The sequence below is a fragment of the Thermomonas aquatica genome (assembly GCF_006337105.1).
Taxonomy (GTDB): Bacteria; Pseudomonadota; Gammaproteobacteria; order Xanthomonadales; family Xanthomonadaceae; genus Thermomonas; species Thermomonas aquatica.
In genome coordinates, this window is sequence record NZ_CP040871.1 from 2,032,415 (window position 1) to 2,044,697 (window position 12,283).

Annotated in this window: 12 protein-coding genes; 10 read left to right on the forward strand and 2 right to left on the reverse strand. The window is 68.1% G+C overall.

Going from position 1 to position 12,283, the window contains the following annotated elements; translation table 11 throughout:
• Positions 1-60 precede the first annotated feature (60 nt).
• Positions 61-3,261 (reverse strand): bifunctional proline dehydrogenase/L-glutamate gamma-semialdehyde dehydrogenase PutA, encoded by a 3,201-nt coding sequence (gene putA / locus FHQ07_RS09615; RefSeq protein ID WP_139716592.1) that lies wholly within the window; start codon positions 3,259-3,261, stop codon positions 61-63.
• Between the two features lie 259 nt (positions 3,262-3,520).
• On the opposite strand from putA, the gene coxB reads away from it, so the two are divergent.
• From coxB to FHQ07_RS09635, 5 genes are read left to right on the forward strand one after another with little or no spacing between them, the layout of a single operon-like run.
• Positions 3,521-4,477, forward strand: a complete 957-nt coding sequence (gene coxB, locus FHQ07_RS09620; protein WP_240703461.1) for a cytochrome c oxidase subunit II — start codon at positions 3,521-3,523, stop codon at positions 4,475-4,477.
• 33 nt (positions 4,478-4,510) lie between these two features.
• Entirely contained in the window at positions 4,511-6,109 is a 1,599-nt protein-coding gene (gene ctaD / locus FHQ07_RS09625) for a cytochrome c oxidase subunit I (protein WP_139716594.1), read from the forward strand.
• Positions 6,110-6,117: 8 nt separating this feature from the next.
• Positions 6,118-6,258, forward strand: a complete 141-nt coding sequence (locus tag FHQ07_RS14395; RefSeq protein ID WP_168191405.1) for a hypothetical protein — start codon at positions 6,118-6,120, stop codon at positions 6,256-6,258.
• Positions 6,255-6,833 carry a cytochrome c oxidase assembly protein gene (locus FHQ07_RS09630; protein ID WP_277871789.1) on the forward strand — a complete coding sequence of 193 codons (579 nt, stop codon included), beginning with the start codon at positions 6,255-6,257 and terminating at the stop codon, positions 6,831-6,833. Before FHQ07_RS14395 ends, FHQ07_RS09630 begins: the two co-directional genes overlap by 4 nt.
• Before the next feature lie 29 nt (positions 6,834-6,862).
• Positions 6,863-7,759, forward strand: a complete 897-nt coding sequence (locus FHQ07_RS09635; protein ID WP_139716595.1) for a cytochrome c oxidase subunit 3 — start codon at positions 6,863-6,865, stop codon at positions 7,757-7,759.
• 81 nt (positions 7,760-7,840) lie between these two features.
• Here the strand turns inward: FHQ07_RS09635 and FHQ07_RS09640 are convergent, their stop codons facing one another.
• On the reverse strand, positions 7,841-8,068 hold the full coding sequence (locus FHQ07_RS09640; RefSeq protein ID WP_139716596.1) for a twin transmembrane helix small protein: 228 nt from the start codon (positions 8,066-8,068) through the stop codon (positions 7,841-7,843).
• Positions 8,069-8,119: 51 nt separating this feature from the next.
• Between FHQ07_RS09640 and FHQ07_RS09645 the strand changes: the two genes are divergently transcribed.
• Genes FHQ07_RS09645 through alkB form a run of 5 tightly spaced genes read left to right on the forward strand, consistent with a single transcriptional unit; the run spans position 8,120 to position 12,218 of the window.
• Complete coding sequence (locus tag FHQ07_RS09645; RefSeq protein WP_139716597.1) at positions 8,120-8,896, forward strand: SURF1 family cytochrome oxidase biogenesis protein; 777 nt, start codon at positions 8,120-8,122, stop codon at positions 8,894-8,896.
• Positions 8,893-9,474, forward strand: coding sequence for a hypothetical protein (locus tag FHQ07_RS09650; protein WP_139716598.1), 582 nt, complete (start codon positions 8,893-8,895; stop codon positions 9,472-9,474). Before FHQ07_RS09645 ends, FHQ07_RS09650 begins: the two co-directional genes overlap by 4 nt.
• Before the next feature lie 4 nt (positions 9,475-9,478).
• Entirely contained in the window at positions 9,479-10,627 is a 1,149-nt protein-coding gene (locus FHQ07_RS09655; RefSeq protein WP_139716599.1) for a COX15/CtaA family protein, read from the forward strand.
• A complete protein-coding gene (gene cyoE / locus FHQ07_RS09660) occupies positions 10,624-11,562 on the forward strand; it encodes a heme o synthase (protein WP_139716600.1) in 939 nt (312 codons plus the stop codon). Before FHQ07_RS09655 ends, cyoE begins: the two co-directional genes overlap by 4 nt.
• Complete coding sequence (gene alkB / locus FHQ07_RS09665) at positions 11,559-12,218, forward strand: DNA oxidative demethylase AlkB (protein ID WP_240703462.1); 660 nt, start codon at positions 11,559-11,561, stop codon at positions 12,216-12,218. The genes cyoE and alkB overlap by 4 nt, the downstream gene beginning before the upstream one ends.
• The last annotated feature ends 65 nt before the right edge of the window (positions 12,219-12,283 follow it).

The following is a 12,283-nucleotide window of genomic DNA, read 5'->3' on the forward strand; positions in this document are numbered from 1 at the left end:
TTCGGCGGGGCTTTTTCGTTGCGGCGGCGGACGCCGCGAGCTTGGCGCGCGATGGCCGGCTCAATCCCCCAATGTCAGCAGGCTCGCATTGCCGCCGGCGGCAGTGGTGTTGATGGTGACGGTTTTCTCGGTGGCGAAGCGCGGCAGGTAGTGCGGGCCGCCGGCCTTGGGGCCGGTGCCGGACAGGCCCTGGCCACCGAACGGCTGCACGCCGACCACCGCGCCGATCTGGTTGCGGTTGACGTAGATGTTGCCGACCTTCGCGCGCTGCACGATGCGGTCGATGGTGGCGTCGATGCGCGAATGGATACCCAGCGTCAGCCCGTAGCCGGTGGCGTTGATGGCATCGACCACGGCATCGAGTTCGTCCGCCTTCCAGCGCACAACGTGCAACGCCGGGCCGAACTTCTCGCGGTCGAGTTCATTGATCGACTTCAGTTCCCACGCGGTTGGCGCGAAGAAGGTGCCGTGCTGCGTGGCTTCACCGAGCTTTGCCTCGGCGATGAACTTCGCCTCCGACTTCATTCGCGCGGCATGCGCCACCAGGATGCCCTTGGCGTCCTCGTCGATTACCGGGCCAACGTCGGTGGAGGGCAGGCCGGGATCGCCGACGGTGAGTTCCGCCATTGCGCCGGCGAGCATGTGGATGACCTTGTCGGCGATGTCCTCTTGCACCAGCAGCACGCGTGCCGCCGAGCAGCGCTGGCCGGCGGAGGTGAAGGCGGAGCCCAATGCATCCTTGACCACCTGTTCCGGCAGCGAGGAACTGTCCGCGATCATCGCGTTCTGTCCGCCGGTCTCGGCGATCAGGGTGGCGATCGCGCCGCTGTCGCGGCCGGCCAGTGCGCGGTTGATCAGGCGCGCGGTTTCGGTGGAGCCGGTGAAGCAGACGCCGGCCACGCGCGCATCGCGGGTCAGCGCGGCGCCGACGGTGGCGCCGTCGCCCGGCAGGTACTGCAACACGTCCTGCGGGATGCCGGCTTCGTGCAGCAGTTGCACCGCGGCATGGCCGATCAGGTTGGTCTGTTCCGCCGGCTTGGCGATCACCGTGTTGCCGGCGGCCAGCGCCGCGGCGATCTGGCCGATGAAGATCGCCAGCGGGAAATTCCACGGCGAGATGCACACGAACACGCCGCGTCCGCCCAGCTGCAACTGGTTGGATTCGCCGGTCGGGCCGGGCAGCGCCATCGGCGCGAAATGCTCGCGTGCCTGCAGGGCGTAATAGCGCAGGAAATCCACCGCCTCGCGCACTTCGGCGATGCCGTCGGGCAGGGTCTTGCCGGCTTCCTTGGTGCACATCGCCATGTAGGCCGGCATGCGCGCTTCCAGCAAGGTGGCGGCATGCTCCAGGATCGCCGCGCGCGAAGCGGCGGGCGTTGCGTCCCACCCGGCATGTGCCGCCACCGCATTCAGCAGCGCGCGTTCGACGGTGGCGCTGTCTGCCGCCTGCCAGTGGCCGACCACTTCGCGCCGATCCGCCGGATTGGTCACGGCGATTTTTTCGCCAGTGGCGTTGGCGCCGGGCACAAGCGGGCTTGCGGACCAGCTACCGGCGCCGGCGTTGTTGATGGCGGCGGCGAGTTCGCGCAGCTGGTCGTCATTGGCGAGGTTCAGGCCCATGGAATTGTCTCGGTCTTGGTGCTGGCTGCGGTACAGGTCGACCGGCAGCGGGATGCGTGGATGCGGGATCGGATCGAAGTTGCGGACGGCCTCGACCGGGTCGCGGATCAGTTCGTCGATCGAGATCGACTCGTCGGTGATGCGGTTGACGAAGCTGGAGTTGGCGCCGTTCTCGAGCAGGCGACGCACCAGGTAGGGCAACAGGTCTTCGTGCGAACCGACCGGTGCATACACGCGGCAGGCCACGTCCAGGCGATCGGCCGGGATGACCTCGGCGTACAGGTCATCGCCCATGCCGTGCAGTTTCTGGAACTCGAAGTCGCGGCGGTTGCGCATCGCGCGCGCCATGCGGTGCACGGTGGCGATGGTCTGCGCGTTGTGGGTGGCGAACATCGGGTAGACCGCATCGCCGGCGTCGAGCAGGCGGCGCGCGTTCGCGATGTAGGACACGTCGGTGTTCTGCTTGCGGGTGAACAGCGGATAGCCGGCCTGGCCATCCATTTGCGCGCGCTTGATTTCGGCATCCCAGTACGCGCCCTTGACCAGCCGCACCGGGATGCGCCGACCCAATTGCCCAGCCATGTGCGCGATATAGTCGATCACGAACGGTGCGCGCTTCTGGTAGGCCTGCACCACGATGCCGAAGCCGTTCCAGTCGCGCAGCGAATCGTCGCCCAGTACCTGGAAGATCAGGTCGAGCGATAGTTCGAGGCGGTCGGTTTCCTCGGCGTCGATGGTCAGGCCGATGCCGTAGGACCTGGCCAGCTGCGAGAGTTCCAGCAGGCCGGCGCCGAGCTCGGCCAGCACGCGGGCGCGCTTGGCGTGCTCGTAGCGCGGATGCAGCGCCGACAACTTGACCGAGATGCTGGGCGCGGCGAACACGTCGGCGAACGGGCCGGTGCTGCCGATGGCGTGGATCGCCTGTCGATACGCTTCGAGGTAGCGACGCGCGTCGGCGGTGGTCAGTGCGCCTTCGCCGAGCATGTCGAACGAATAGCGATAGTTGGCGTTGTCGCCCTTGCGGCTGCGCGACAGCGCTTCGTCGATCGTGCGGCCGAGCACGAACTGGTGGCCCATGATCTTCATCGCCTGGCGCACGGCCAGGCGGATCACCGGCTCGCCGGCGCGACCGATCAGGCGCTGGAAGGCGCCGTGCACGTCACGCTTGGTGTCGTCGGCCAGGTCGACCAGCTTGCCGGTCAGCATCAGGCCCCAGGTCGAGGCGTTGACCAGCACCGAGTCGGACTGGCCGAGGTGGCGCTTCCAGTTGGCGTCGCCGAGCTTGTCGCGGATCAGGGCGTCGGCGGTGCCCTGGTCGGGGATGCGCAGCAGGGCCTCGGCCACGCACATCAGCAGCACGCCTTCCTCGCTGCCGAGGTCGTACTGGCGCATGAAGGCCTCGACCGCGCCCTGGTCGCGGGCGCGGGCGCGCACGCGGCGCACCAGGTCGGCCGCGGTGGCCTGGGCGGCGGTGCGCTCGGCCTCCGGCAGGGCGGCCTGCGCGAGCAGTTCGCGCACATGGCTGGCTTCGTCGCGGATCCAGCCCGCGGTGATCGCGGCGCGCGCGGACGGTGGAAGCGGGTTCAGTTCGGGCGCGAGGATCGGCGCAATCGGGGAAACGGGGCTGGGTTCGGTGCTCATCGCGCCCGCAGGCTGCCTGCATTCGGGGGCGCCTAGTGTAGTGCCGCGGGGCGTCGCCGGCATCCGAAGGCATCGCTGCGGGTTGCCGCATCTGGGCCCCGCCGGTACCATTTCCCGGTTGTTCCCGGCCCTTTGCCGTTCGTGGCCGGGGCAGGGGCGCGTGAAAACCCAGACCAAGGCGCGGTCCGCGGCAAAGCAGGCCGTCGGCCCGGCATCTCCAGGCATATCAGTGGGGCTCGATGTGATGACACCCGGTCGTATGAAATATTTGGCATTGGCCGCGGCGTTGGCGTTGCCGATGTTGGCGCAGGCGCAGGAAGCCGCAAACCACGCGGATCCGCACCGCTGGCAGCTCAACATGGCGCCCGGCGTGACCCCGACCTCGCATGCCGCCTACGACGCGCACATGATCGTGCTGTGGCTGTGCGTGGTCATCGGCGTGATCGTGTTCGGCGCGATGGCCTATGCGATGTTCAAGTTCCGCAAGTCCAAGGGCGCGGTGCCGGACAAGGATTTCACCCACAGCACCAAGCTCGAGATCATCTGGACCGCGCTGCCGGTGGCGATCCTGATCGGCCTGGCCTTCCCGGCGACCCACGGCCTGATGCGCCAGTACGACACCCGCGACGCCGCGATGACCGTCAAGGTCACCGGCTACCAGTGGATGTGGAAGTACGAATACCTGGGCGAGGACGTGGAATTCACCAGCCGCCTCGACCGCAAGAGCGACGAAGTGCGCCAGAGCGGCGTCGACGCGCGCACCGCCAACCTGCCGCACTACCTGCTGGAGGTCGACAACCAGCTGGTGCTGCCGGTCGGCACCAAGATCCGCTTCGTGCTGACCGCCGACGACGTCATCCACGCCTGGTGGGTGCCGGCGCTGGGCTGGAAGCAGGACGCGATCCCCGGCATCGTCAACGAAGCCTGGGCGGACATCGAGAAGCCCGGGGTCTACCGCGGCCAGTGCGCCGAGCTGTGCGGCAAGGACCATGGCTTCATGCCGATCGTGGTCAAGGCCGTGAGCAAGGACGAGTTCGCGTCCTGGCTTGCGGCGGAGAAGGCCAAGCGCGCGCCGGCCCCCGCCGCCGCCGAGGCGACCGCCCCCGCCGCGGGCGAAGCGCCGGCCGCCACCGAGCAAACCGATGCAGCGCCGGCCGCGGCCGCGACTGCCCCGCAAACCGAGCAGGCCCCGGCGAATGCCGCGGCTGCCGGTTGATCCACGCATCGATTGATTACTGAGAGTCAGGCCATGGCCCACGCCGACCACCACGACGACCACAAGCAGAGCTTCATCGACCGCTGGTTCTTCTCCACGAACCACAAGGACATCGGTACGCTCTACCTGGTCTTCAGCTTCATCATGTTCATCATCGGTGCGGCGTTCTCGGTGGTGATCCGCACCGAGCTGGCCACGCCGGGCCTGCAGCACGTCAGCCCCGAGTTCTTCAACCAGATGACCACGCTGCACGCGCTGGTCATGATCTTCGGCGGGGTGATGCCGGCCTTCGTCGGCCTGGCCAACTGGATGGTGCCGTTGCAGATCGGCGCGCCGGACATGGCGCTGCCGCGCATGAACAACTGGTCGTTCTGGATCATGCCGTTCGCCTTCAGCCTGCTGCTGATGACGCTGTTCCTGCCGGGCGGTGCGCCGGCGGGTGGCTGGACGCTGTATCCGCCGCTGTCGCTGCAGGGCGGCAACAACGTCGCCTTCGTGATCTTCGCCATCCACATGATGGGCATCAGCTCGATCATGGGCGCGATCAACATCATCGCCACCATCCTCAACATGCGCGCCCCGGGCGTCGACCTGCTGAAGATGCCGATCTTCTGCTGGACCTGGCTGATCACCGCCTTCCTGCTGATTGCGGTGATGCCGGTGCTGGCGGGCGCGGTGACCATGCTGCTCACCGACAAGTTCTTCGCCACCAGCTTCTTCAACGCTGCCGGCGGCGGCGACCCGGTGATGTTCCAGCACATCTTCTGGTTCTTCGGCCATCCCGAGGTCTACATCATGATCCTGCCCGCCTTCGGCGTGGCCTCCGAGATCATCCCGACCTTCGCCCGCAAGCCGCTGTTCGGCTACCAGGCGATGGTGTACGCGACCGCGTCGATCGCGTTCCTGTCGTTCATCGTGTGGGCGCACCACATGTTCACGGTGGGCATGCCGCTGGGCGGCGAGATCTACTTCATGTTCGCGACGATGCTGATCGCGATCCCGACCGGCGTGAAGGTGTTCAACTGGGTCACCACCATGTGGCGCGGCTCGATGACCTTCGAGGCGCCGATGCTGTGGGCGGTCGCGTTCGTGATCCTGTTCACCATCGGCGGTTTCTCCGGCCTGATGCTGGCGATCGTGCCCGCGGACTTCCAGTACCACGACACCTACTTCGTGGTCGCGCACTTCCATTACGTGCTGGTGACCGGCGCGCTGTTCTCGATCATCGCCGCCGTCTACTACTGGTGGCCGAAGTGGACCGGCCGCATGTACAACGAGACCTTCGCCAAGATCCACTTCTGGTGGTCGGTGATCTTCGTCAACCTGCTGTTCTTCCCGCAGCACTTCCTGGGCCTGGCCGGCATGCCGCGCCGCATCCCGGACTACAACGTGGTGTTCGCGGACTGGAACCTGGTCAGCTCGATCGGTGCGTTCGGCATGTTCGCCACGCCGTTCATCATGGCCTTCGTGCTGTGGCACTCGCTGAAGCACGGCAAGAAGGCCGAGGCCCGTGCCTGGGAAGGTGCGCATGGCCTGGAGTGGACGGTGCCGAGCCCGGCCCCGCACCACACCTTCACCACCCCGCCGGTGATCAAGCCGGGCGACCTCGCCCACGGCGACATCACCCACTGATCCTGCGCATGCGCGAAAACCCCGCCACCATGCATGATGCCCAGGCCGCGCCGAAGCGCGCGGCCGCGCGCCGTACCGCCTTGCTGCTCGGCGGCATCGCGGTGGCGGTGTATGTCGGCTTCATCCTGATGGGAGTGCTGGGCCGGTGAGCCGCAGCCGCAGCTTCGGCGTGGCGAAGATGGTCGGCGTGGCGCTGGCCGCGTTCGGCTTCGCCTTCGCGCTGGTGCCGCTGTACCGGATCGCCTGCGAGAAGGTGTTCGGCGTGCGCCTGGAGCAGGGGCCGGCGCAGGTGGTCCAGCACGATGCGAAGCAGGAACGTTGGGTCACCGTGCAGTTCGACGGCGGAGTGAATTCCAAGCTGCCGTGGGCGTTCGCGCCGGAGCAGGAATCCATGCGCGTGCAGGTCGGCCGGCAGTACGAGGCGAAGTACTTCGCGCGCAACAGCGCGGATCGCGCCATCGTCGGCAGTGCCGTGCCTTCGGTCGCGCCGGCGCGCGCCTCGGGCTTCTTCAACAAGACCGAATGCTTCTGCTTCACGGCGCAGACGTTGGCCGCCGGCGAGGCGCGCGACATGCCGGTGCGCTTCATCGTCGACCCGGCGTTGCCGGCCGGGGTGAAGACCATCACCCTGTCGTACACGTTCTACAAGAATGACGTCCTGACCTCCGCCCTCGACGAGGGCGCGGGCAAGGGCCAAGCCGACGTGGCCCGCGCCGCGCCGTAACTCTTTGCATCGAATCATCCGGAACCGCCATGTCCAACGCCCACGCTGACACTCATCACGGCAGCCACGACCAGAACGTCTACTACGTGCCGCACGGCAGCCGCTGGCCGGTGTTCGCCTCGGTTGCGCTGTTCGTCACCATGATCGGCTTCGCCAGCTGGTTGAACGAAGTGAGTTGGGGCAAGACCGTGTTCTTCGTCGGGCTGGCCGGCCTGATGGCGATCCTGTTCAAGTGGTTCGGCGACGTGATCCGCGAGTCGCTGGCCGGCCACTACAATAAGCAGGTCGACACCAGCTTCCGCATGGGCATGGTCTGGTTCATCTTCTCCGAGGTGATGTTCTTCGCCGCCTTCTTCGGCGCGCTGTTCTACGCCCGCCAGTTCGCGCTGCCGTGGCTCAACGGCGAAGGCGACGGCCAGGCCACCCACAGCCTGCTGTGGTCGAACTTCGCCGGCGGCTGGCCGAGCAACGGCCCGGGCGGCGTCGGCGGCACCTACCAGACCGTGCCGGCCTGGGGCCTGCCGCTGCTCAATACCCTGATCCTGCTGAGCTCGGGCGTGACCGTCACCATCGCCCACCACGCACTGAAGGAAGGCAAGCGCGGCATCCTGCTGCTGTTCCTCGGCCTGACCGTCGCCCTCGGCTGCCTGTTCCTCTATTACCAGGCCACCGAGTACGCGCATGCCTACCACGAGCTCAACCTGACCCTGGGCTCCGGCATCTACGGTTCGACCTTCTTCATGCTGACCGGCTTCCACGGCGCGCACGTGACCCTGGGCACGCTCATGCTGGCGATCATGTGGCTGCGCTGCGCGCGCGGCCACTTCACCAAGGACAACCATTTCGCGTTCGAGGCGGTGGCCTGGTACTGGCACTTCGTCGACGTGGTCTGGCTGGGCCTGTTCCTGTTCGTGTACGTGCTGTAAGCCGGCGCGTCAGCGATCGCAACGACAAAGGCCGGCATTGCCGGCCTTTGCGTCTGCAGCGATGGTGGTGGTGCGGCTGGATCAGCCCGGGTTGCTGCCTACGCCGTGCGGCGTGATCCAGCCCATGTAGATGGCCAGCACGACGAACAGGATCAAGGCCACGCTCAGGCCGATGCGCTTGGTCAGCGAATTCACGCTGCGCTTGGTCTGGCCCTTGTCCACCAGCATGTAGTACAGGCCGGCGCCGAGGTTCCACAGGATGAGGATCAGCACACCGACGATGAGCAGGGTCTTCAGCGAATCGTTCATGACGGCCTCGTTGCCGCGGCATGGCGCGGGGATGCGCGCATTATCGCAGCGATGCGGAGGACTGGCGTGAGCGCGAACCGCCGCAACCTCGCGCTGGGCTGGCTGCTCGCGCTGGCCGCGATCGTCCTGTTCGCCTCGCTCGGCCGCTGGCAACTCGCGCGGATGCACGAGAAGCAGGCCAGGCTGGATGCCGCCGCGCACGCGCTGGACAAGCATGCCCCGCAGCCGCTGCTGCTGGCCTCCGATCCCAAGCGCGCCAGCGCCTACGACTGGGCCGCGGGCAGCGGCAGCATCGCCGGCGAGACGGTCTGGCTGGACAACCAGATGCGCAGCGGCAGGCCGGGCGTGCGCATGTACTGCGTGCTGTTGCCGGACGACGGCGTACAGGCGGTGCTGGTCGATGCGGGCTGGTGGCCGCTGGATGGCAAGCGCGACCTGCCGATCTTCGGCTGCCCGTTGGGGCGGGGCGTGGCGGTGCGCGGCCTGCTGGCGCCGCCGCCGTCCAGCGGCCTGGCGCATGGCGATGCGCTGGCGGCGTCCGGTCCGCAACGCTGGCTGGCGACGCGCCTGGACCTGCAGGCGATCGCCCGCGAGTTGAAACTGTCGACCGGCATCGCCCCGCGCGTGCTGCGCCTGGATCCGGCGCGCGACAAGGGCGACGCCGGCGTGATGCTGGCCCCCGGCGAGCGCGACCTCGAGATCCTGCCCAACACGATCACCCCCGAACGCCACCTCGGCTATGCCGTGCAGTGGTTCGGGCTGGCGTTGACGGTGCTCGTCGCCGCCATCGTCCTCACCCTGCGTGCCCGGAAACGACCATCGCAATGAACGCGCAACACGATACCGACGCCATCCGCCGCCGCAACCGCGGCATGCTGGTCGCGCTGTTCCTGCTGTTCTTCGGCGGCATGCTGGTGGCCGGCCTGCTGCGTTTCTCCGGCTGGCGGCCGCAAGGCTCCAAGAACAAGGGCGAGCTGCTGCAGCCTTACGGCGACCTGCGCGGCTACGCGCCGAGCCTGGCCGATGGCCGCGCCTATCGCTGGAAGGACGCGCCGCGGACCTGGCGGATCGTGGCGATGCCGCGCGATTGCGATGGCGCACGCGCGGCCGAATGTGCGCGCCTGCTGGCCGATCTCGACAAGGTCTGGCGGCTGATGAACAAGGATGCCGACCGCGTGCACGTGCTGTGGGCGGGGGCCGCGCCGACCGGCAGCGCGCTGCCCGCGGAAGTGCGTCCGCTGCGCGTCGACGGTGGCCTGCGCGCAGGCCTGGCGCGCCCGGACGATGCGGCCGGCGATGCCGTGTGGCTGGTCGACCCGAACGGCTTCGTCGTCCTGCGCTACGCTCCCGGCTTCGATCCCGGCGACCTGCGCACCGACCTGGCGCGCCTGCTGAAGATCAACTGACGCGATGACCACGACCAACTCGACCCTCCTGTACCGGCACTTCCACCGCATCGCCTGGCTGGCGGTGGCGCTGGCCGCCTGCGTGATCGTGTTCGGCGCGTTCGTGCGCCTGTCCAACGCCGGCCTGAGCTGCCCCGACTGGCCGACCTGCTACGGCAAGGCCGCATGGCCGACCCATGCCGACCAGATCGTCGACCACGCCGCCACCGCGATCCGCCCGGTCGATCCCAGCAAGGCCTGGCGCGAGCAGTTCCACCGCATGATCGCCGGCAGCCTGGGGGTGCTGGTGCTGGCGCTGGCCTTGCTGGCCACGCGCAAGCGGCCGCAAGGCTGGCTGCACGTGATCGGCGCAGCCGTGGCCGTCGCCGTCGCCATCCCGTTGTACATGCGCGGCATGCATGTCGCGGCATCGGCGCTCGCCATCGTCGGCGAGGGATTGCTGCTGTTCGGCGCGTTGCGCTGGTCGAACGTCGACCTCGCCCGTACCAGCACGCTGACCCTGGCGGTGATCATCTTCCAGGCCCTGCTCGGCATGTGGACGGTGACCTGGTTGCTCAAGCCGGTCGTGGTGATGGGCCATCTGCTCGGCGGGCTGCTGACCTTCTCGCTGCTGACCTGGATGGCGTGGCGCGCCACCGACATCCCGATCCGCATCGCCAATGCGGCGAAGCTGCGCCGCCTGTTGATCATCGGCCTGGTCCTGCTCGGCGTGCAGATCGCGCTCGGCGGCTGGACCAGCGCGAATTACGCGGCGCTGGCCTGCGGCACCGATTTCCCGAAGTGCGCCGGCCAGTGGTGGCCGCCGCACGATTTCCGCGAAGGCTTCGTGCTGTGGCGCGGGATCGGCGTGGATTACGAAGGCGGCATCCTCGACAACCAGGCGCGCATCGCGATCCAGCTGGCGCACCGGGTAGTGGCGTTGCTGGTGTTCGGTCATTTGCTCGCGCTGGCGATCCGCCTGCTGCGCAGCCCCGGCCTGCGCGGCTGGGGCAGCCTGCTCGGCCTGCTGCTGTGCGCGCAGGTCGGGCTCGGCATCGCCAACGTGGTGCTGTCGCTGCCGCTGCGCATCGCGGTATTGCACAACGCCGGCGCGACCGCGCTGTTGTTCGTGCTGGTCTCGCTGCTGGCGCGGGTACGCGCACCCGACGCATGAGCAAGGCCGCGCCCTCGCTGGCATCGCAATACTGGGCGCTGACCAAGCCGCGGGTGGTCGCGTTGATCGTGTTCACCGCGATCATCGGCATGCTGCTGGCGATCCAGCCCGGCGATGCCTGGCCATGGCTGCGGCTTGTCGCCGGCGGCATCGGCGTGTGGCTGGCCGCGGCCAGCGCGGCGGCGATCAACCACCTGCTCGACCAGCGCATCGACAAGGTGATGGTGCGCACCGCCGACCGCCCGCTGGCGACCGGCACGCTGCGGCCCGCGCAGGTGCTGGCATTCGCGATCGTGCTGGGCGTGGCCTCGATGGCGATCCTGCTGCTGTGGGTGAACCCGATCACCGCGTTGCTGACCTTCGCCTCGCTGATCGGCTACGCCTTCGTCTATACCGGCTTCCTCAAGCGCGCCACGCCGCAGAACATCGTGATCGGCGGGATCGCCGGCGCCGCGCCGCCGCTGCTGGGCTGGGCCGCGGTGACCGGCATGCAGGGCGCGCACGACTGGGAATACGCGCTGCTGCTGGTGCTGATCATCTTCGTGTGGACGCCGCCGCATTTCTGGGCGCTGGCGATCTTCCGCCGCGAGGACTACGCGCGCGCGCTGGTGCCGATGCTGCCGGTGACCCACGGCGTGGCATACACCCGCCGGCAGATCCTGCTGTACACCGTGCTGCTGGTGATCGCCACCGTGCTGCCGTGGGCGACCCACATGAGCGGGCTGTTCTACCTCGGCGGCGCGCTGGTGCTGGGCGCGGTGTTCCTGTGGTACGCATGGAAGCTGCTGGATCCGCCGGACGAATTCTTCGCGATGCGCGCGTTCAAGTACTCCATCGTGTACCTGATGGCGCTGTTCGCCTTCCTGCTGCTGGACCACTGGCTGCTGCCGTTCCTGCAGCCCGTGGCTGGCGTGGAGTTCGTGCCGCAGGCGTGAGCGACCCTGCTTTGAACGATTTATTTGCCGCGCAGCAACGCGACACCCGCACGCCGCTGGCGGCGCAGGCCTGCGTGCTGCATGGGTTCGCGTTGCCGTTCGTCGATGAAATGCTGGCCGATGTGCGTGCGATCGAAGCGGCATCGCCGTTCCGCCACCTGGTCACGCCCGGCGGCCACGTGATGCAGGTGGCGATGACCAACTGTGGCACGTTCGGCTGGTGCAGCGACCGCCGCGGCTATCGCTACGACCGCCTCGACCCGCAGAGCGGAATGCCGTGGCCATCGATGCCGCCGGCATTCCTGCGACTCGCCGCCGATGCCGCAGGCGAAGCCGGTTTCGACGGCTATGTTCCCGATGCCTGCCTGATCAATCGCTATGCGCCCGGCACGCAGCTGTCGCTGCACCAGGACCGCGACGAAGACGACCGCATCGCGCCGATCGTGTCGGTCTCGCTGGGCCTGCCGGCGACCTTCCTGTTCGGCGGCTTCGCCCGCGGCGACAAGAGCGTGCGCGTGCCGCTGCAGCATGGCGACGTGGTGGTCTGGGGCGGCGTCGACCGCATGCGTTTCCATGGCGTGCTGCCGGTCAAGCCCGGCGTGCACGAGCTGCTCGGCGAGCGACGCATCAACCTGACTTTCCGCAAGGTCAGGTAAGCCTGCGCCGCAAGAACCGGAGTGCCTGCCGCGGGCGGCGTCACTAGAGTGGCGACAGGCCATCA